Genomic DNA, 19115 nt, shown 5'->3' with positions numbered 1-19115 from the left:
TCTGATGAATGTAAACGAGCAAGAGCACCTGTTGATGAGGGTGATGATTGTGCGATAAAACCTCGGTATCGGGTTTTTACTGCATCAGTCGTTCGAATGTGTCACCACATTCTCACCTTTACACAAAAATACTGAATCAGTGATTCAGTAGCAATTTTTGTGTCCCCATCGTCTAGAGGCCTAGGACACTGCCCTTTCACGGCTGTAACAGGGGTTCGAATCCCCTTGGGGACGCCACTCCGATAATGTGTGAAAGACATTATCACCGGTTCTTAATGAACCACAAAGTATCTTAAAGATGACTTTAACAAGTCGTGTTTAAGATATTGCTCTTTAACAATCTGGAACAAGCTGAAAATTGAAACAATACAGCTGAAACTTATCTCTCCGTAGATGTACTGAGATAACGAGTAACCTGTATTAGAGTCTCTCAAATAATCACAACGCAAGTTGTCGAAAGACACCTTCGGGTTGTGAGGTTAAGCGACTAAGCGTACACGGTGGATGCCTAGGCAGTCAGAGGCGATGAAGGGCGTGCTAATCTGCGAAAAGCGTCGGTAAGCTGATATGAAGCGTTACAACCGACGATACCCGAATGGGGAAACCCAGTGCAATTCGTTGCACTATTGCATGGTGAATACATAGCCATGCAAGGCGAACCGGGGGAACTGAAACATCTAAGTACCCCGAGGAAAAGAAATCAACCGAGATTCCCCCAGTAGCGGCGAGCGAACGGGGAGGAGCCCAGAGTCTGAATCAGTTTGTGTGTTAGTGGAAGCGTCTGGAAAGTCGCACGGTACAGGGTGATAGTCCCGTACACAAAAATACACTTGCTGTGAACTCGATGAGTAGGGCGGGACACGTGACATCCTGTCTGAATATGGGGGGACCATCCTCCAAGGCTAAATACTCCTGACTGACCGATAGTGAACCAGTACCGTGAGGGAAAGGCGAAAAGAACCCCGGCGAGGGGAGTGAAATAGAACCTGAAACCGTGTACGTACAAGCAGTGGGAGCACCTTCGTGGTGTGACTGCGTACCTTTTGTATAATGGGTCAGCGACTTATATTTTGTAGCAAGGTTAACCGAATAGGGGAGCCGTAGGGAAACCGAGTCTTAACTGGGCGTCTAGTTGCAAGGTATAGACCCGAAACCCGGTGATCTAGCCATGGGCAGGTTGAAGGTTGGGTAACACTAACTGGAGGACCGAACCGACTAATGTTGAAAAATTAGCGGATGACTTGTGGCTGGGGGTGAAAGGCCAATCAAACCGGGAGATAGCTGGTTCTCCCCGAAAGCTATTTAGGTAGCGCCTCGTGAACTCATCTTCGGGGGTAGAGCACTGTTTCGGCTAGGGGGTCATCCCGACTTACCAAACCGATGCAAACTCCGAATACCGAAGAATGTTATCACGGGAGACACACGGCGGGTGCTAACGTCCGTCGTGAAGAGGGAAACAACCCAGACCGCCAGCTAAGGTCCCAAAGTCATGGTTAAGTGGGAAACGATGTGGGAAGGCATAGACAGCCAGGATGTTGGCTTAGAAGCAGCCATCATTTAAAGAAAGCGTAATAGCTCACTGGTCGAGTCGGCCTGCGCGGAAGATGTAACGGGGCTAAACCATGCACCGAAGCTGCGGCAGCGACACTTAGGTGTTGTTGGGTAGGGGAGCGTTCTGTAAGCCGTTGAAGGTGGACTGTGAGGTCTGCTGGAGGTATCAGAAGTGCGAATGCTGACATAAGTAACGATAATGCGGGTGAAAAGCCCGCACGCCGGAAGACCAAGGGTTCCTGTCCAACGTTAATCGGGGCAGGGTGAGTCGACCCCTAAGGCGAGGCTGAAAAGCGTAGTCGATGGGAAACAGGTTAATATTCCTGTACTCGGTGTTACTGCGAAGGGGGGACGGAGAAGGCTAGGCTAGCCGGGCGACGGTTGTCCCGGTTTAAGCATGTAGGCGGAGTGACCTGGTAAATCCGGTTGCTTATCAACGCTGAGGTGTGATGACGATGCACTACGGTGCAGAAGTAGTTGATGCCAAGCTTCCAGGAAAAGCCTCTAAGCATCAGGTAACATTGAATCGTACCCCAAACCGACACAGGTGGTCAGGTAGAGAATACTCAGGCGCTTGAGAGAACTCGGGTGAAGGAACTAGGCAAAATGGTGCCGTAACTTCGGGAGAAGGCACGCTGGCATTAGGTAAAGAGACTTGCTCTCGTAGCCGAAGCCAGTCGCAGATACCAGCTGGCTGCAACTGTTTAATAAAAACACAGCACTGTGCAAACACGAAAGTGGACGTATACGGTGTGACGCCTGCCCGGTGCTGGAAGGTTAATTGATGGGGTCAGCCGCAAGGCGAAGCTCTTGATCGAAGCCCCAGTAAACGGCGGCCGTAACTATAACGGTCCTAAGGTAGCGAAATTCCTTGTCGGGTAAGTTCCGACCTGCACGAATGGCGTAATGATGGCCAGGCTGTCTCCACCCGAGACTCAGTGAAATTGAACTCGCTGTGAAGATGCAGTGTACCCGCGGCAAGACGGAAAGACCCCGTGAACCTTTACTATAGCTTGACACTGAACATTGAGCCTTGATGTGTAGGATAGGTGGGAGGCATCGAAGCGTGGACGCCAGTCTGCGTGGAGCCAACCTTGAAATACCACCCTTTAATGTTTGATGTTCTAACTCGGCCCCGTAATCCGGGGTGAGGACAGTGTCTGGTGGGTAGTTTGACTGGGGCGGTCTCCTCCCAAAGAGTAACGGAGGAGCACGAAGGTTAGCTAATCACGGTCGGACATCGTGAGGTTAGTGCAAAGGCATAAGCTAGCTTGACTGCGAGAGTGACGGCTCGAGCAGGTACGAAAGTAGGTCTTAGTGATCCGGTGGTTCTGAATGGAAGGGCCATCGCTCAACGGATAAAAGGTACTCCGGGGATAACAGGCTGATACCGCCCAAGAGTTCATATCGACGGCGGTGTTTGGCACCTCGATGTCGGCTCATCACATCCTGGGGCTGAAGTAGGTCCCAAGGGTATGGCTGTTCGCCATTTAAAGTGGTACGCGAGCTGGGTTTAGAACGTCGTGAGACAGTTCGGTCCCTATCTGCCGTGGGCGTTGGAAGATTGAGAGGGGCTGCTCCTAGTACGAGAGGACCGGAGTGGACGAATCACTGGTGTTCGGGTTGTCATGCCAATGGCATTGCCCGGTAGCTAAATTCGGAAGAGATAACCGCTGAAAGCATCTAAGCGGGAAACTTGCCTCGAGATGAGTCTTCCCTGGGGCTTTAAGCCCCCTGAAGGAACGTTAAAGACTATGACGTTGATAGGCTGGGTGTGTAAGTGCAGCGATGCATTGAGCTAACCAGTACTAATGATCCGTGAGGCTTAACCTTACAACACCCAAGGTGTTTTGGTTATTTGAGAGTATATTTTAATTTTCAGCGATGTTTACAGATTGAATTGGCTGGCTGCATGGGAGTTATAGTGTAGCGGGTTGATTAAAACAGAATTTGCCTGGCGGCCATAGCGCGGTGGACCCACCTGAACCCATGCCGAACTCAGAAGTGAAACGCCGTAGCGCCGATGGTAGTGTGGGGTCTCCCCATGCGAGAGTAGGACACTGCCAGGCATCAAACACGCATCATCAGAGTGACATCTGGTGATGGACAAAATCGCCAAGCGCGGTTTTGCACAGCGAGAAGCGCTGGCCCTGAAAAGGGTAAGTATCAGGAAGATACACGTAAAAGAATCGGTGGAGCGGTAGTTCAGTTGGTTAGAATACCTGCCTGTCACGCAGGGGGTCGCGGGTTCGAGCCCCGTCCGTTCCGCCACTTATTTAAATTATGCCTGCTAATTTTAGCAGGCATAATGTTAAGCGTAATTTAGGGGCGTAGCTCAGTTGGTAGAGCACCGGTCTCCAAAACCGGGTGTCGCGAGTTCGAGTCTCTCCGCCCCTGCCATATTGAAAACCCTTCGTGAAAACGAGGGGTTTTTTTATGCCCAAAATAATCATTTGCCCTATTTCCTATACTCTCAGCAACCCTCTAGATAAGCCTTTCCCTTCCATTTTCTTCTCTATATAGCCCCTTGTTTTATTATTCTACATAGAAAATCCTGCCCATTTTATCCCTTCAAACAATATCTCTCGCTCAATTAATAACCGTTAATTACCTATATTTCTTTTAAATCTGCTATGAAAATTTAGCAGGTAACGTTCCCAATACATACCTATTTAGCTGAATTTATGTACAAAACGATTGTTATTCTGTGGTGTGACACTGCTCATTATTACTTTTACAAAATGTACTAAAACTAATTAACATTTTAGCTATCAGGAAGCTCACCTTAAAAAACATCATATGCTTTGAGATCAACATTATCTGCAAATTGGCCGAAGTTCAGGGCAGTAAATGGCCTGGATGATCTTAACTGTTCTTCGCAATAGTAGCGGGTCAACGGCTCAACGATGGCAAGTGAGGAGAGAAATATGTACAGGCGTTTACTGTTAGCAGCAGCTGTAACAGCAGCAATGTGTAGTGCAGTCCAGGCGGCTCCGTTAGTCGTGGGCTTTTCTCAGATTGGTTCAGAATCCGGTTGGCGCTCTGCGGAAACCAAGGTTTCTAAGCAAGAGGCTGAAAAACGCGGAATAACATTAAAAATCGCGGATGCCCAACAAAAACAAGAAAACCAAATCAAAGCGGTGAGATCCTTTATTGCTCAAGGTGTTGATGCCATCTTTATCGCTCCTGTCGTTGCTACTGGCTGGACGCCAGTTTTACAGGAAGCGAAAGAAGCTAAAATTCCTGTATTTCTGCTGGACCGTATGATTGAAGTGAATGATCCCTCTTTATATACAGCCGCGGTAGCTTCGGACAGTGTATATGAAGGTAAAGTTGCCGGCGAATGGCTGCTGAAAGATGTTGCGGGCAAGCCTTGTAACGTTGTCGAACTGCAAGGTACGGTTGGCTCCAGTGTGGCGATTAACCGTAAAAAAGGTTTCGCAGACGGGATAGCCTCAGCACCTAACGTGAAGATAATCCGCTCCCAATCAGGGGATTTCACACGTAGTAAAGGTAAAGAGGTTATGGAGAGCTTCATTAAAGCAGAGCAAAATGGCAAAAATATCTGTGCAGTTTATGCACATAACGATGATATGGCGATTGGTGCCATTCAAGCCATTAAAGAAGCTGGCTTGAAACCTGGCTCAGAAATCAAAATCGTTTCTATCGACGGTGTTCCTGATATTTTCAAAGCAATGAGCAGTGGTGAGGCTAATGCTACGGTTGAATTGACACCAAATATGGCTGGCCCTGCTTTTGATGCATTAATTGCGCTGAAGAAAGACGGCACCCAACCTCCTAAATTTATCCAGACAGAATCTCGCCTGTTGCAGCCGGATACGGCTAAACAGGAATATGAATCCAAGAAGAGCCTTGGCTATTGATTCAAATGGCGGGGCTTGCCCCGCCTGCTTTCGTCACCTGTATTTGGGCAATATCTGAGTCGTTTTTGAACGTGGGTACATCTGATGGAAACACTGCTAGAAGTCCGTGGCTTGTCAGTTGAATTTCCTGGTGTTAAGGCATTGGACTCTGTAGATTTTTCTCTGCATCGTGGCGAAGTTGTGGCTTTGCTGGGGGAAAATGGAGCAGGAAAATCGACGTTAATCAAAGCACTAACCGGAGTCTATAAGCGCGCCGCTGGTGAGGTTTATTTAGATGGCGTGGCCATTTGTCCCATTGACACTGCTGATGCCCAAAAGATGGGTATTGGCACTGTTTATCAAGAGGTCAATCTACTACCAAATATTTCTATTGCGGCGAATCTCTTTATTGGTCGCGAGCCATTACGTTGGGGATTTATTGATCATCGAACCATGAACCAACAGGCGGAAAAATTACTGCAAGGTTATGGTTTGATGCTAGATGTTCAGCGTCCTTTAGCCGATTTTTCTATTGCAATACAACAGATTGTTGCGATCGCTCGGGCAGTGGACCTTTCTGCCAAAGTACTGATTTTGGATGAGCCAACAGCGAGCTTGGATGCAAAAGAAGTCAGCATGTTGTTGGATATTCTACGCCAGTTACGTGATCAGGGCATTGGCATGGTTTTCGTGACTCATTTTCTCGATCAGGTCTATCGAATCAGTGACCGGATAACAGTATTGCGTAACGGTAAACTTGTCGGCACTAAAACCACGACGGAACTCCCGCGTATTGAATTGGTTCAGATGATGCTGGGCCACAGTTTCGATGAGAAATTATTAAAGCGTGGTGAACATAATATTGCTGTAAATCAGCCATTAGTCGAATTTAAAAATTATGGTCGCCGCGGTGTGGTTGAGAATTTTGATTTATCGGTTTCTCCCGGTGAAATTGTTGGGCTTGCCGGGTTATTGGGATCTGGTCGAACCGAAACGGCACAATTAATTTTTGGTGTGACCACTCCGGATAATGGCGAAGCCAAAATACAAGGTAAGCCAGTTAAAATCAGAACACCCCGGAAGGCCTCTAAATCTGGCTTTGGTTACTGCCCAGAAGATCGGAAAACCGATGGTATCGTGGGGGCTGCCACTGTCCGAGAAAATATTATTCTGGCTCTACAGGCCCAACGTGGGTGGTTGAGGCCAATTTCTATGCGTGAACAGACCCAAATTGCAGAAGATTTTATCCAGCAATTGGGTATTCGTACTCCTGGCCCTGAACAGCAAATTCAGTATCTCTCCGGCGGAAACCAGCAAAAAGTATTATTAGCCCGCTGGTTGGCCACAAAACCTCGATTTTTGATTTTAGATGAGCCAACTCGCGGCATTGATGTGGGCGCTCATGCTGAAATTATTCGACTGATTGAGAAACTGTGTGATGAAGGGTTGGCGCTATTAATCATCTCTTCCGAATTGGAGGAATTGGCAGGTTATGCCGATCGCGTCATTGTCCTGCGTGATCGCCGGCACATTGCACAACTTGGTCATGATGAGATTTCTGTTCCTGCCATCATGCAGGCGATCGCGGTGCAATAAGGAGTGACCTTATGGGAAACAGGAGCCTGTCAATGACGCAACAGCCGCGCAAAGTTAAATGGGTTTTACCGAAAGGTGCCACTCAGTTTGGTGCTCTGGCAGTTATTTTATTGATTGATAGTCTGGTCGCCCCGCATTTTTTCTCAATTCATATTCAGGACGGGCGGCTGTTTGGCAGTGTGATTGATATCTTAAATCGTGGTGCTCCAGTTGCTTTATTGGCGCTGGGAATGACGTTGGTTATCGCAACCGGAGGGATTGATTTATCTGTCGGAGCCGTGATGGCGATTGCTGGTGCTACGGCGGCGACTCTGACCAGTGCAGGATATCCTTTGGTAACGGTTTTGGCTGCGGCACTTGTGGTTGGAGCATTGTGCGGGCTATGGAATGGCTTTTTAGTGGCGGTATTACAAATCCAGCCGATTGTCGCCACCTTGATGTTAATGGTGGCAGGGCGAGGCATCGCCCAACTGATTACCGAAGGGCAAATCGTTACATTTGATAGCGGTGGTTTGGCAAAATTAGGTAGCACTACTTTGATGTATATGCCGATGTCAGTGGTTATTGCATTGGGTATGCTGATTATTGTGTGGTTATTGACTCGTAAAACAGCACTGGGGCTATTTATTGAGTCGGTCGGTATCAACTTACGCTCAGCACGTAATGCGGGGGTGAGTACTCGTCTGGTACTGATTGCTGTGTATGTGATTTGCGGTATTTGCGCGGCAGTTGCCGGCATTATTGTGACCGCAGATATTCGAGGTGCAGATGCGAATAATGCCGGTTTATGGTTGGAGTTGGATGCCATTTTAGCGGTGGTTATTGGCGGGGCTTCATTAATGGGAGGGCGTTTTAACCTTTTGCTCTCAGTTATTGGTGCTTTGATTATTCAGGGAATGAATACAGGGATTTTACTCTCGGGTTATCAACCGGAATTCAATCTGGTTCTTAAAGCCATTGTTGTACTAGCCGTCCTGGTGGTGCAGTCACCGATGATTTCATTGAGCCATATCTTCCGGAGGCGAAAATAATGCTAAAGCGTAATATTCCTTTGCTGATAACTATCGCCGTTTTTATCCTAGGATATGCATTTTGTCTTAGCCAGTTCCCCAGCTTTTCGTCTACCCGAGTATGGTGCGATTTACTGACTGATAATGCTTTTCTGGGCATTGTTGCTGTGGGTATGACTTTTGTTATCTTATCGGGGGGCATCGATTTATCCGTCGGCTCGGTCATTGCTTTCACCGGTGTATTGCTGGCGAAGTTAATTGGAACTTATGGCATTCACCCGATGTATGCTTTTGCCATGGTTTTGGTGATGGGGGCGATGTTTGGCGCATTCATGGGCTGGATTATTGATTCCCTGAAACTCCCGGCGTTTATTATTACCCTCGCCGGAATGTTTTTTGTTCGTGGTATGAGCTTTATTGTCTCTGAAGAGTCCATACCTATTGATCACCCGCTTTATGCCACGCTGGCGAATTATGCCTGGAAAGTCCCCGGCGGTGGACGCTTTACTCTGCTTGCCCTCATCATGCTTTTGGTTGTCGTGTTTGGTATTTTGCTGGCCCATCGTACCCGCTTTGGTCATAACGTCTATGCCATAGGGGGCAACAGTGTTTCAGCCGCCCTGATGGGCGTCCCGGTTCGCCAAACTACGATAAAAATCTACATGCTGTCGAGTACATTGGCTGCGCTGTCTGGAATTGTCTTTTCCCTCTACACCTCGGCAGGTTATGCATTGGCGGCCAGTGGTGTTGAACTGGATGCTATTGCCGCTGTGGTTATCGGTGGCACATTACTGACCGGTGGCATCGGTACCGTCTTTGGCACCCTGTTTGGTGTTTTGATTCAGGGCTTGATACAGAGCTACATTACTTTTGATGGCACACTCAGTTCATGGTGGACCAAGATTGTCATCGGAATTTTGTTATTCAGCTTTATTGCTATCCAGAAGGCGATGAGTGCTTTTTACTTAAATCGTCGAGCTCGCCCTCAGCCGCCGCCACTTAATCCTGTATAGCGCTTTGTGCTGCGTTATTCATGGGGGTTTTTAATAACTGTCGGATTAATACTTGCTGGTCACTGTTTTGCAACCAAACGGCATACAGTGGCCGCACGATAGGCGGTATATCAGCGTTAATCACCAGCTGTGGATACTCTTTTTGCCAATGTTCGGGCAGAAAAGCACAGCCGCCGGTTGTTTCTAATAGTTTCCGGGTTAAATGGGCCGAGGTCGTGGTCAGTACTGGCATCTGCTCGCTATTGAGTAATCTATTCTCTTGCTGATGGAAATCAGCCCCCCATTCAAGTTTGATATACGGTGCCTCAATTGCATTTTTATGCTCGGCATCGCCATCCATTTCTTCTGCCAGATCAAGGGGGGACGATGAGAACAGCCGTAGCGAAAAATGCCCTAACAGTAAACTGGCCAATTCGTCCATTTTAGGGGCTTCGGTCGTTATCAATAAATCCAGTTGCCGTTCGTGCAACTGCTTCACCAGCGATTGTCGCAGTGCAATACGAGCCTCAAGGCGCAATGCTTCACGTTGTTTATATAACTGTTGCAACCAGGGAGTGAGATAGGCCTCCCAAAGTGATGCGGTTGCACCAATGGACAACTCGGTGTGTTGCAGTGAATGTACCACCTCTTTTTTGGCTAGCTGCCAGGTACTCATCAGGGTTTCGGCGTAGGGCAGCAGCCTTTCACCTGCTGGGGTTAGACGAATATTATTGCGATGACGAGTGAATAAATTTGCACCTAATTGATTTTCCAACTGACGGATACGAAAACTTACCGCGGACTGCGTTAAGTACAAAGATTCAGCTGCGCGACCAAAGTGGCGAGTTCTACTGACCTCCAAAAAGGTTTTCAGTAATTCGGTATCCACACCTATCTCCAATTTTTTTTGTCGTTAAGATTTAAATGTTTTGTTTTACACGATGTCAAGCCTATCTAATACTCCGCGCCATAAACAGCACGACCATGAGAGAATTAGGAGCGTGTCAGATGGCGGATAGCTTCATCACGACCAATCGTTTTTTTGATAATAAACATTATCCTCGCGGGTTCTCGCGTCACGGCGATTTCACCATTAAAGAGGCGCAATTACTAGAGCGCCACGGCCATGCTTTTAACGAACTCGATCTCGGGAAACGCGAACCAGCAACTGAAGAAGAGCATTCATTTGTGGCTGTTTGCCGCGGTGAACGCGAGCCTGTTAGTGCCGAGGAAAAAGTTTGGTCCAAATATGTGACCCGGACTCGTCGTCCTAAACGTTTCCACACGCTGTCTGGCGGCAAGCCGCAGGTGGATGCAGTGGAAGACTATACCGATAACGACGACTAGTATCGTACCTAAAGCCGCAGGGGCTAGCGACTCGCGTCCACCCGGATCACTTACTTTTGTAAGCTCATCGTGGTGCAATTGCTTGCTACCTACCTGTGACTCTAATGACTTTGGGTATAGTATTGCGGGGGCTTTAGCCCCCTTTTTACTTTTTACATTAGGCTCTTATGCAACTGCAAAAGCAGCCGGTCCATACAACGATAGCTTAGTGCCTCGGAAAGATGTTTTTTTTGGATATTATCTTCCTGAGCTAAATCAGCAATCGTCCGGGCGACTTTCAAAATATGGTGCCAGGCGCGTACAGATAGCCCCAGAGTCAGCAAAACCTGTTCCAAGAATGCCGCATTCTCTGATGTTAAATAGCAATGCTCGTCCACTTCCTTGCTGTTAAGTTGTGTGTTTATTTTCCCTGCGCGATCCAACTGCTTCTGTCTTGCCTGTAATACCCGTTTTTTGACGGTTTCACTATTTTCCCCCTGATGTTTTTGCGCACCCAGCATGCCTGCGGGCAGTAATGGTACTTCTATCGATAAATCAAATCGGTCCAAAAATGGGCCAGACAGTTTTGCCAAATAGCGCAGGACTTGCTGCGGGGATGTTCGATTATGGATACCTTGATAGTGACCACTGGGACTGGGATTCATTGCCGCGATAAGTTGTACTTTAGCCGGAAAACACACTTTGGCTGCCGCTCGGGAAATAATAATTTCACCCGACTCTAGCGGTTCGCGCAGTGAATCCAGCACCCGACGTTCAAACTCCGGCAGCTCATCCAGAAAAAGTACGCCATTGTGTGCCAGTGATATCTCTCCAGGGCGGGGAATAGAGCCACCGCCAATCAGGGCAGCCATCGACGCGCTATGATGTGGGGCACGAAAAGCCCGACAGCGCCACTGAGTCGGCAGCTCATTACTGTGTAATAAACCATTAATGGCAGCGGCCTCCAGTGCTTCTTGATCTGTGAGCGGGGGCAGCAATCCGGTTAACCGATTAGCCAGCATAGTTTTGCCGGTACCCGGTGGCCCGAGTAACAGCAGGTTATGCCCGCCGGCTGCCGCTATCTCTAGTGCGCGTTTTGCCTGTGATTGGCCAATGATATCTTGCAGATCAAGATGGCTAGCACAATCTGTAGCATATTCAATGGATTGACCTTGCTCGAGGGCATTTTCGCCTTGCAAGAAACCACATACCGCTAACAAATGGTCAGCGACCCAACTGTTGCCTTGTGGGATAAGCCCAATTTCAAGGCTGTTTGCTGTTGGCAGAATTAATTGCCTATGGGCCTGACTGCTGGCGATCGCCGCCGGAATCGCGCCGTTAACCCGCCTTAGCGCCCCCGATAGTGCTAACTCACCCAAGAACTCATAGTGCGTTAATTTATCCGCAGGAATCTGTTCTGAAGCCGCCAATATTGCTAAAGCGATAGGCAGGTCATAACGCCCACCTTCTTTGGGTAAATCTGCCGGAGCCAAACTGACTGTGATCCGCTTGGCGGGAAAGGTGAAACCACTGTTGATTAATGCACTGCGGACTCTATCCCGCGCCTCTTTTACTGTCGTTTCTGGCAAGCCAACCAAGATTAACCCTGGTAATCCATTGCTGATATGGACTTCAACGGTGACTGAGGGAGCCTGAATACCTAAAGTGGCGCGAGTATGAATAGTTGCCAGTGACATGATGCCTTCCTTTGCCGTAATGCGTCCCTGCTGTTTGGGCGTGACTGTAGAATGCCGCAGGTTTTTTTTCGGCACACAGAAAAAGGATTGATTTGCGAAACCTCACGAGAAGTTTCGCTGCAATGGCGATGTGCAAATCAAAAATTGCGGTACAGGGCGCAAAAAAAGACCAAACATTCAATGAGGCTTTTACTGATTGATAAATAATATGTTTATGGTATTTCGCGGCCATGCTCACAAAATAATAATTTAAATAAATATTGTCAGATAACCGATAACTGTGATAACTCTGTAGGTATTCGTTCGACACTAGATAGATGAACAACCTAATTATGAAAGCGATTGTCCAAGTGATTAACCTAGTCCTAATTAGCGTGGTGGTGATTATTATCCCACCGTGCGGGGCTGCACTTGGACGAATAAAGGCATAAAAATCAAGCCTTAATCTCAAGAGAACCCCCGCACCGAAAGGTCCGGGGGTTTTTTTATTGGTACGTTAAAAGACGCGAGGAACATAAAATGCACAACAGAATAAAATCCTGCTCCTCCCGCAAAAGGTCGGGGAAATAACTATGAATGGTGCTCAGTGGGTGGTTCAAGCGTTGCGTGCACAGGGTGTTGATACGGTATTCGGCTATCCGGGCGGGGCGATTATGCCTGTCTACGATGCTTTGTATGATGGTGGTGTTGAGCATTTGCTCTGCCGCCATGAGCAGGGCGCTGCGATTGCCGCTATCGGTTACGCACGTGCCACCGGAAAAGTCGGGGTGTGTATTGCCACTTCCGGCCCCGGAGCCACTAATCTGATCACCGGTTTGGCTGATGCTTTGTTAGATTCAGTGCCGGTTATTGCTATCACCGGTCAGGTTGGTTCTGCATTAATCGGTACCGATGCTTTTCAGGAGATTGATGTTTTAGGCCTGTCGCTGGCCTGTACCAAACACAGTTTCTTGGTTGAATCACTGGATGCATTGCCGGGCATTATGGCTGAAGCCTTTGCTATTGCTACCAGCGGCCGCCCTGGGCCGGTTTTAATTGATATCCCGAAAGACATTCAGTTAGCTGTGGGCGATTTGACCCCACATTTGATGCCAGTTGAAGAGCATCTGGTTGATTCTGCAGCGGAGTTACAACAAGCCTGGGATATGTTGGCGACAGCTAAAAAACCGATGCTGTATGTTGGCGGCGGTGTCGGCATGGCGCAGGCGGTTCCCGCTTTACGTCAGTTTATCGAAGTAACCGGTGTGCCTGCGGTCGCGACGTTGAAAGGTTTGGGCGCACCCGATAGCGAGCATCCTTGTTATTTGGGTATGTTAGGCATGCACGGCACCAAAGCCGCGAACTTTGCGGTGCAGGATTGTGATTTATTAATCGCTGTAGGTGCCCGTTTTGATGACCGCGTAACCGGGAAACTGAATACATTCGCCGCGAAAGCAAAAGTTATCCATATGGATATCGACCCGGCAGAGTTGGGTAAATTGCGTCAGGCACACGTTGCGTTACAAGGCGATTTGAAAGTATTGTTGCCCGCGTTACAGCAACCGCTGAATATTCAGCCATGGCGTGATGAGGTTATAGCGTTAAAACAACAGCATAGCTGGCGTTATGACCATCCCGGCCAAGCAATTTATGCCCCATTGTTGCTTAAGCAAATCTCTGAGCGTAAAGCCCCACAAACCGTGGTGACGACCGATGTGGGCCAGCACCAGATGTGGACTGCACAACACATGAACTTTACTCGCCCTGAGAATTTCATCACCTCCAGCGGTTTGGGCACGATGGGTTTTGGCGTTCCCGCCGCCGTTGGTGCGCAAATGGCTCGTCCTGATGACATGGTTATCTGTGTCTCCGGCGATGGCTCGTTTATGATGAATGTTCAGGAGTTGGGTACGATAAAACGAAAACAGTTGCCGCTGAAAATCGTTTTATTGGATAACCAGCGATTGGGTATGGTTCGACAGTGGCAGCAACTGTTTTTTGATGGACGTTATAGCGAAACCAATCTTTCTGATAACCCCGATTTCATCACACTGGCCAGTGCTTTCAATATCCCCGGCCAACGTATCACCCGCAAAGACCAAGTCGACGCCGCTCTGGATGCACTGTTTAACAGTGAAGGCCCCTATTTGCTCCAGGTTTCCATCGACGAACTCGAAAACGTTTGGCCGTTAGTGCCGCCAGGCGCAGGTAATGAAACCATGCTGGAGAAAATCTCATGATGCAACATCAACTCTCTATCCAAGCCCGCTTCCGCCCTGAGATGTTAGAGCGCGTATTGCGGGTTGTGCGGCACCGCGGCTTTCAGGTTTGTGCTATGAATATGTCGCCAATGATTAATGCTGAGAATATTAATATTGAATTGACCGTTGCCAGCGGGCGACCTGTCGATTTACTGTCTTCTCAGCTGAGTAAGCTTATGGATGTCGCCTGCGTCGAGATCCTACAACCTAATACATTACAGATACGCGCCTGATGCGCCACAAGGAAAGAAAAGAATGACGAAGAAAGCTGATTACATTTGGTTTAACGGCGAAATGACTCCGTGGGCAGAGGCTAAAGTTCACGTGATGTCTCACGCGTTACACTATGGCACGTCAGTCTTCGAAGGTGTTCGTTGCTACGAATCCCATAAAGGGCCGGTCGTTTTCCGCCACCGCGAACACATGCAGCGCCTGCATGACTCCGCCAAAATTTACCGTATGCCGGTTTCTCAGACGGTTGATGAGCTGATGGAAGCTTGCCGCGAGACACTGCGTAAAAATAATCTGACCAGCGCTTATATCCGCCCATTGGTGTTTATTGGTGATGTCGGCATGGGTGTTAATCCGCCAGATGGTTATAAGACGGATGTCATCATTGCGGCCTTCCCATGGGGTGCCTACTTGGGTGCAGAAGCGCTGGAGCAAGGTATTGATGCCATGGTTTCTTCATGGAACCGTGTTGCGCCGAACACTATTCCAACCGCCGCTAAAGCTGGGGGCAACTATTTGTCTTCCTTGCTGGTGGGCAGCGAAGCACGTCGCCACGGTTATCAGGAAGGGATTGCCCTGGATATTCACGGCTTCCTGTCTGAAGGTGCCGGTGAAAACCTGTTTGAAGTGAAAGATGGCATTCTGTTCACACCGCCATTTACCTCTTCTGCTCTGCCGGGCATCACGCGCGACGCCATCATCAAACTGGCTAAAGATATGGGTCTGGAAGTCCGTGAGCAAGTCTTGTCACGTGAATCCCTCTATCTGGCGGATGAAGTGTTTATGTCCGGTACTGCGGCAGAAATTACCCCGGTTCGTAGCGTGGATGGCATTCAGGTCGGCATTGGTAAACGCGGCCCGATTACCAGCAAGATTCAACAAGCCTTCTTTGGCCTGTTTACCGGTGAAACCGAAGATAAATACGGTTGGTTGGATCCAATCAATCCACAATAAAAATAGATAGACAGAATCAGCAGGTGGTTCGTTCGCCACCTGCAATACAGCATAACCTGGAGTGAAGAGACAATGCCTAAGTACCGTTCCCATACCACCACCCATGGCCGCAATATGGCCGGCGCCCGCGCACTGTGGCGCGCTACCGGTATGACCGATGATGACTTCGGCAAACCGATTATTGCGGTAGTTAACTCATTTACCCAGTTTGTACCGGGCCACGTTCATTTGCGCGACTTAGGAAAACTGGTAGCGGAGCAAATTGAAGCGTCTGGCGGTGTGGCTAAAGAGTTCAACACTATTGCGGTGGATGATGGGATCGCGATGGGCCACGGCGGCATGCTCTATTCATTGCCTTCACGTGAATTGATTGCCGACTCTGTTGAGTACATGGTTAACGCCCACTGCGCGGATGCCATGGTCTGCATTTCAAACTGCGACAAAATTACCCCAGGGATGCTGATGGCGTCTCTGCGCCTGAATATCCCGGTGATCTTTGTGTCCGGCGGCCCAATGGAAGCCGGTAAAACCAAGCTGTCCGACAAAATCATCAAGCTGGATCTGGTAGACGCCATGATTCAGGGGGCTAACCCGAATGTCAGCGACGCCGACAGCGAGCAGATTGAGCGCTCGGCCTGCCCAACTTGCGGCTCTTGTTCCGGGATGTTTACCGCCAACTCGATGAACTGCCTGAATGAAGCACTGGGTCTGGCTCTGCCGGGTAACGGCTCACTGCTGGCAACACATGCGGATCGTAAGCAACTGTTCCTGGATGCGGGCAAACATATTGTCGAGCTGACCAAACGTTATTACGAACAGGATGATATCAGCGCCTTGCCGCGTAGCATTGCCAACAAAGCCGCATTTGAAAATGCCATGACGCTGGATATCGCCATGGGCGGTTCCACCAATACCGTATTGCACTTGCTGGCTGCGGCACAGGAAGGGGATATTGATTTCGATATCAGTGATATCGACCGGTTATCTCGTCAGGTGCCTCATTTGTGCAAAGTGGCTCCAAGCACTCAGAAATACCATATGGAAGACGTACACCGCGCCGGTGGCGTTATCGGTATTTTAGGTGAGTTGGATCGTGCCGGGTTGCTTAACCGCGAGGTTCGTAACGTGTTGGGGCTGGATCTGCCACAAACCTTGGCGGCCTATGACGTTATGCTGACCGGCGATGAAAAGGTCAAAAGCATGTACTCCGCAGGCCCAGCGGGTATCCGTACCACCAAAGCCTTCTCTCAGGATTGCCGTTTCCCGTCACTGGACACCGACCGCGAAGAGGGTTGTATCCGCACGCGTGAACATGCTTACAGTCAGGACGGTGGTTTGGCGGTGTTGTACGGCAATATCGCCGCTAATGGCTGCATTGTAAAAACCGCCGGTGTGGATAAAGACAGTTTGACCTTCCGTGGTCCGGCTAAAGTTTATGAAAGTCAGGATGATGCGGTAGCCGCTATTCTGGGCGGAAAAGTCGTCGCGGGCGATGTGGTGGTGATTCGCTACGAAGGGCCGAAAGGCGGGCCGGGGATGCAAGAAATGCTGTATCCGACTACTTACCTGAAATCCATGGGGCTGGGTAAGAGCTGTGCATTGCTGACGGATGGTCGGTTCTCTGGCGGAACCTCTGGTTTGTCGATTGGTCACGTTTCTCCGGAAGCGGCCAGTGGTGGCCTGATTGGTTTGGTACAGGATGGCGATTTCATTGATATCGATATCCCGAACCGTGGCATTAAATTGGATGTGAGTGAGTCTGAGCTGGCTGCTCGTCGTGAAACTGAAGAGGCCCGTGGTGATGCCGCATGGTCACCGAAAGCCCGCGAACGTCAGGTTTCTTATGCACTGCGCGCTTATGCCCTGCTGGCAACCAGCGCCGACAAAGGTGCGGTGCGCGACAAAAGTAAGCTGGGAGGCTAATACCCATGGCGGTATCTCAACCCTTATCTGCTGCCCCCTGCGGGGCCGAATATCTGCGGGCGATACTTCGCGCGCCGGTGTATGAGGTGGCGCAAGTCACCCCGCTGCAAGTGATGGAAAAAATCTCTTCCCGCTTGGGTAATACCATTTTGGTGAAGCGAGAAGACCGGCAGCCGGTGCACAGTTTTAAACTGCGCGGTGCTTATGCCATGTTAGCCGGGCTGACGGAAGAACAGAAAGCTTGCGGCGTGATAACTGCTTCGGCGGGTAACCATGCGCAGGGTGTGGCGCTTTCGGCCAGTAAACTCGGCATTAAGGCTCTAATTGTGATGCCGGTGGCAACCGCTGATATCAAGGTTGATGCTGTGCGTAGTTTTGGTGGCGAGGTGCTGTTGTTTGGTGCCAATTTTGATGAAGCCAAAGCCCGAGCTATCGCACTGTCCCAGCAGCAGGGGTATACCTTTGTGCCTCCGTTTGACCATCCGGCAGTGATTGCCGGGCAGGGAACGCTGGCGATGGAGTTGCTCCAGCAAGACGCACATATTGACCGGGTATTTGTTCCGGTCGGTGGTGGCGGGCTGGTGGCCGGTGTGGCGGTGCTTATCAAGCAACTGATGCCGCAGATTAAAGTGATTGGGGTTGAGGCCGAAGATTCCGCCTGTTTACATGCTGCATTGCAGGCGGGTAAGCCGGTGGATCTGGCGCGAGTTGGGTTGTTTGCCGAAGGTGTGGCCGTTAAGCGCATTGGTGATGAGCCTTTCCGCTTGTGTCAGGAGTATCTGGACGATGTTATTACTGTCGACAGTGATGCTATCTGTGCGGCGGTAAAAGACTTATTTGAAGATGTGCGCGCCATTGCTGAGCCTTCAGGGGCGCTGGCACTGGCGGGACTGAAAAAGTATGTTCAGCAGCACGATATTAAAGGTGAGCGTCTGGCTCATGTGCTATCTGGTGCTAATGTTAACTTCCACGGTTTGCGCTATGTTTCAGAGCGCTGTGAGCTGGGTGAACAGCGCGAAGCCTTGCTGGCGGTGACCATCCCCGAACAAAAGGGCAGTTTCCTGCGTTTTTGCGAGTTGCTGGGCGGTCGTTCAGTGACCGAATTTAACTACCGTTATGCCGATGCAGATAACGCCTGTATTTTCGTCGGGGTGCGTTTGACCCGCGGTTATGCAGAGCGGGCGGAGATTTTGTCCGAGTTGCAGGAGAAAGGTTACCAGGTCGTCGATTTGTCCGATGACGAGATGGCGAAGCTACATGTGCGCTATATGGTGGGGGGGCGCCCTTCCAAACCGCTGCGTGAGCGCTTATTCAGCTTTGAATTCCCGGAATCACCCGGCGCATTGCTGAAATTCCTGCATACCTTGGGCACGCATTGGAATATCTCGCTGTTCCACTATCGCAGCCACGGCACTGATTTTGGCCGGGTGCTGGCCGGGTTTGAGTTATCGGCAACTGAGCCGCAATTTGAACAACATCTGACAGCACTGGGCTACGATTGCCATGATGAAACAGATAACCCAGCGTTTAAATTCTTTTTAGCCGGTTAGTTGGTGTAGCTAGATATAAATTCAATATCCCGTCTTATTTAAACCCAGTCTCCATAAGAGTCTGGGTTTTTTTATATTGCTTATTTTTGTATTAATAGTGTTTTAAAAACCTCCTATTTTCTCAAATATTCTTTAAGCATGAGAAATATAAATTAAATTGATTATTATTATCAGTGCAACTG

At 49.4% G+C, this 19115-nt stretch carries 13 protein-coding genes, 3 tRNA genes and 2 rRNA genes; 16 read left to right on the top strand and 2 right to left on the bottom strand.

Annotated features, from left to right (window positions below; genetic code table 11):
* The first annotated feature begins 161 nt into the window (after positions 1–161).
* The 9 genes from N0H69_RS21240 (at position 162) to yjfF (ending at position 9033) form a co-directional block, all read left to right on the top strand.
* Positions 162–237 (top strand) — tRNA-Glu (locus N0H69_RS21240).
* A 240-nt stretch (positions 238–477) separates the two neighbouring features.
* Positions 478–3384, top strand: a 23S ribosomal RNA gene (locus N0H69_RS21235).
* A gap of 120 nt (positions 3385–3504) precedes the next feature.
* A 5S ribosomal RNA gene (rrf, locus tag N0H69_RS21230) occupies positions 3505–3620 on the top strand.
* Positions 3621–3745: 125 nt separating this feature from the next.
* Positions 3746–3822: transfer RNA gene (locus N0H69_RS21225), tRNA-Asp, on the top strand.
* A gap of 53 nt (positions 3823–3875) precedes the next feature.
* Positions 3876–3951, top strand: a tRNA-Trp gene (locus N0H69_RS21220).
* A 527-nt stretch (positions 3952–4478) separates the two neighbouring features.
* Entirely contained in the window at positions 4479–5435 is a 957-nt protein-coding gene (gene ytfQ, locus N0H69_RS21215) for a galactofuranose ABC transporter, galactofuranose-binding protein YtfQ (RefSeq protein ID WP_005162730.1), read from the top strand.
* A gap of 84 nt (positions 5436–5519) precedes the next feature.
* Positions 5520–7010 (top strand): galactofuranose ABC transporter, ATP-binding protein YtfR, encoded by a 1491-nt coding sequence (gene ytfR / locus N0H69_RS21210; RefSeq protein ID WP_050135663.1) that lies wholly within the window; start codon positions 5520–5522, stop codon positions 7008–7010.
* Between the two features lie 32 nt (positions 7011–7042).
* Positions 7043–8041 carry a galactofuranose ABC transporter, ATP-binding protein YtfT gene (gene ytfT / locus N0H69_RS21205; protein ID WP_050110840.1) on the top strand — a complete coding sequence of 333 codons (999 nt, stop codon included), beginning with the start codon at positions 7043–7045 and terminating at the stop codon, positions 8039–8041.
* Entirely contained in the window at positions 8041–9033 is a 993-nt protein-coding gene (yjfF, locus tag N0H69_RS21200) for a galactofuranose ABC transporter, permease protein YjfF (RefSeq protein WP_050147696.1), read from the top strand. The genes ytfT and yjfF overlap by 1 nt, the downstream gene beginning before the upstream one ends.
* Here yjfF and hdfR read toward each other — a convergent pair.
* Positions 9020–9901: an HTH-type transcriptional regulator HdfR gene (hdfR, locus tag N0H69_RS21195; RefSeq protein ID WP_050147695.1), complete on the bottom strand. Its 882-nt coding sequence runs from the start codon at positions 9899–9901 to the stop codon at positions 9020–9022. The genes yjfF and hdfR overlap by 14 nt on opposite strands.
* Positions 9902–10020: 119 nt before the next feature.
* On the opposite strand from hdfR, the gene N0H69_RS21190 reads away from it, so the two are divergent.
* Entirely contained in the window at positions 10021–10359 is a 339-nt protein-coding gene (locus N0H69_RS21190; protein WP_050110846.1) for a MaoP family protein, read from the top strand.
* Positions 10360–10511: 152 nt separating this feature from the next.
* Here N0H69_RS21190 and N0H69_RS21185 read toward each other — a convergent pair whose 3' ends face one another.
* Positions 10512–12035 (bottom strand): YifB family Mg chelatase-like AAA ATPase, encoded by a 1524-nt coding sequence (locus N0H69_RS21185; RefSeq protein ID WP_050152165.1) that lies wholly within the window; start codon positions 12033–12035, stop codon positions 10512–10514.
* Positions 12036–12367: 332 nt separating this feature from the next.
* Here N0H69_RS21185 and ilvL point away from each other — a divergent pair, with 332 nt between their 5' ends.
* The 6 genes from ilvL (at position 12368) to ilvA (ending at position 18933) form a co-directional block, all read left to right on the top strand.
* Complete coding sequence (ilvL, locus tag N0H69_RS21180) at positions 12368–12466, top strand: ilv operon leader peptide (RefSeq protein ID WP_071817873.1); 99 nt, start codon at positions 12368–12370, stop codon at positions 12464–12466.
* Between the two features lie 141 nt (positions 12467–12607).
* Positions 12608–14254, top strand: coding sequence for an acetolactate synthase 2 catalytic subunit (gene ilvG, locus N0H69_RS21175; RefSeq protein WP_050135668.1), 1647 nt, complete (start codon positions 12608–12610; stop codon positions 14252–14254).
* Positions 14251–14508: an acetolactate synthase 2 small subunit gene (ilvM, locus tag N0H69_RS21170; RefSeq protein ID WP_025379943.1), complete on the top strand. Its 258-nt coding sequence runs from the start codon at positions 14251–14253 to the stop codon at positions 14506–14508. The genes ilvG and ilvM overlap by 4 nt, the downstream gene beginning before the upstream one ends.
* Positions 14509–14530: 22 nt before the next feature.
* Positions 14531–15460 carry a branched-chain amino acid transaminase gene (locus N0H69_RS21165; RefSeq protein WP_050123922.1) on the top strand — a complete coding sequence of 310 codons (930 nt, stop codon included), beginning with the start codon at positions 14531–14533 and terminating at the stop codon, positions 15458–15460.
* A gap of 72 nt (positions 15461–15532) precedes the next feature.
* A complete protein-coding gene (gene ilvD, locus N0H69_RS21160; protein WP_050110854.1) occupies positions 15533–17383 on the top strand; it encodes a dihydroxy-acid dehydratase in 1851 nt (616 codons plus the stop codon).
* A gap of 5 nt (positions 17384–17388) precedes the next feature.
* Positions 17389–18933 carry a threonine ammonia-lyase, biosynthetic gene (gene ilvA / locus N0H69_RS21155; RefSeq protein WP_050110857.1) on the top strand — a complete coding sequence of 515 codons (1545 nt, stop codon included), beginning with the start codon at positions 17389–17391 and terminating at the stop codon, positions 18931–18933.
* Positions 18934–19115 lie beyond the last annotated feature (182 nt).

The sequence above is a fragment of the Yersinia alsatica genome (assembly GCF_025133195.1).
Taxonomy (GTDB): Bacteria; Pseudomonadota; Gammaproteobacteria; order Enterobacterales; family Enterobacteriaceae; genus Yersinia; species Yersinia alsatica.
The sequence above is the reverse complement of the archived record's forward strand: the minus strand, read 5'-3'. Positions and strand labels throughout refer to the sequence as shown.

Bases quoted from the DNA above. Each gene is read 5' to 3' on its own strand.
- yjfF (WP_050147696.1), top strand. From the start codon at position 8,041: ATGCTAAAGCGTAATATTCCTTTGCTGATAACTATCGCCGTTTTTATC.
- ilvA (WP_050110857.1), top strand. From the start codon at position 17,389: ATGGCGGTATCTCAACCCTTATCTGCTGCCCCCTGCGGGGCCGAATAT.
- ilvL (WP_071817873.1), top strand. From the start codon at position 12,368: ATGAAAGCGATTGTCCAAGTGATTAACCTAGTCCTAATTAGCGTGGTG.
- ilvD (WP_050110854.1), top strand. From the start codon at position 15,533: ATGCCTAAGTACCGTTCCCATACCACCACCCATGGCCGCAATATGGCC.
- ytfT (WP_050110840.1), top strand. From the start codon at position 7,043: ATGACGCAACAGCCGCGCAAAGTTAAATGGGTTTTACCGAAAGGTGCC.
- N0H69_RS21165 (WP_050123922.1), top strand. From the start codon at position 14,531: ATGACGAAGAAAGCTGATTACATTTGGTTTAACGGCGAAATGACTCCG.
- N0H69_RS21185 (WP_050152165.1), bottom strand. From the start codon at position 12,035: ATGTCACTGGCAACTATTCATACTCGCGCCACTTTAGGTATTCAGGCT.
- ilvM (WP_025379943.1), top strand. From the start codon at position 14,251: ATGATGCAACATCAACTCTCTATCCAAGCCCGCTTCCGCCCTGAGATG.
- ytfQ (WP_005162730.1), top strand. From the start codon at position 4,479: ATGTACAGGCGTTTACTGTTAGCAGCAGCTGTAACAGCAGCAATGTGT.
- ilvG (WP_050135668.1), top strand. From the start codon at position 12,608: ATGAATGGTGCTCAGTGGGTGGTTCAAGCGTTGCGTGCACAGGGTGTT.
- ytfR (WP_050135663.1), top strand. From the start codon at position 5,520: ATGGAAACACTGCTAGAAGTCCGTGGCTTGTCAGTTGAATTTCCTGGT.
- N0H69_RS21190 (WP_050110846.1), top strand. From the start codon at position 10,021: ATGGCGGATAGCTTCATCACGACCAATCGTTTTTTTGATAATAAACAT.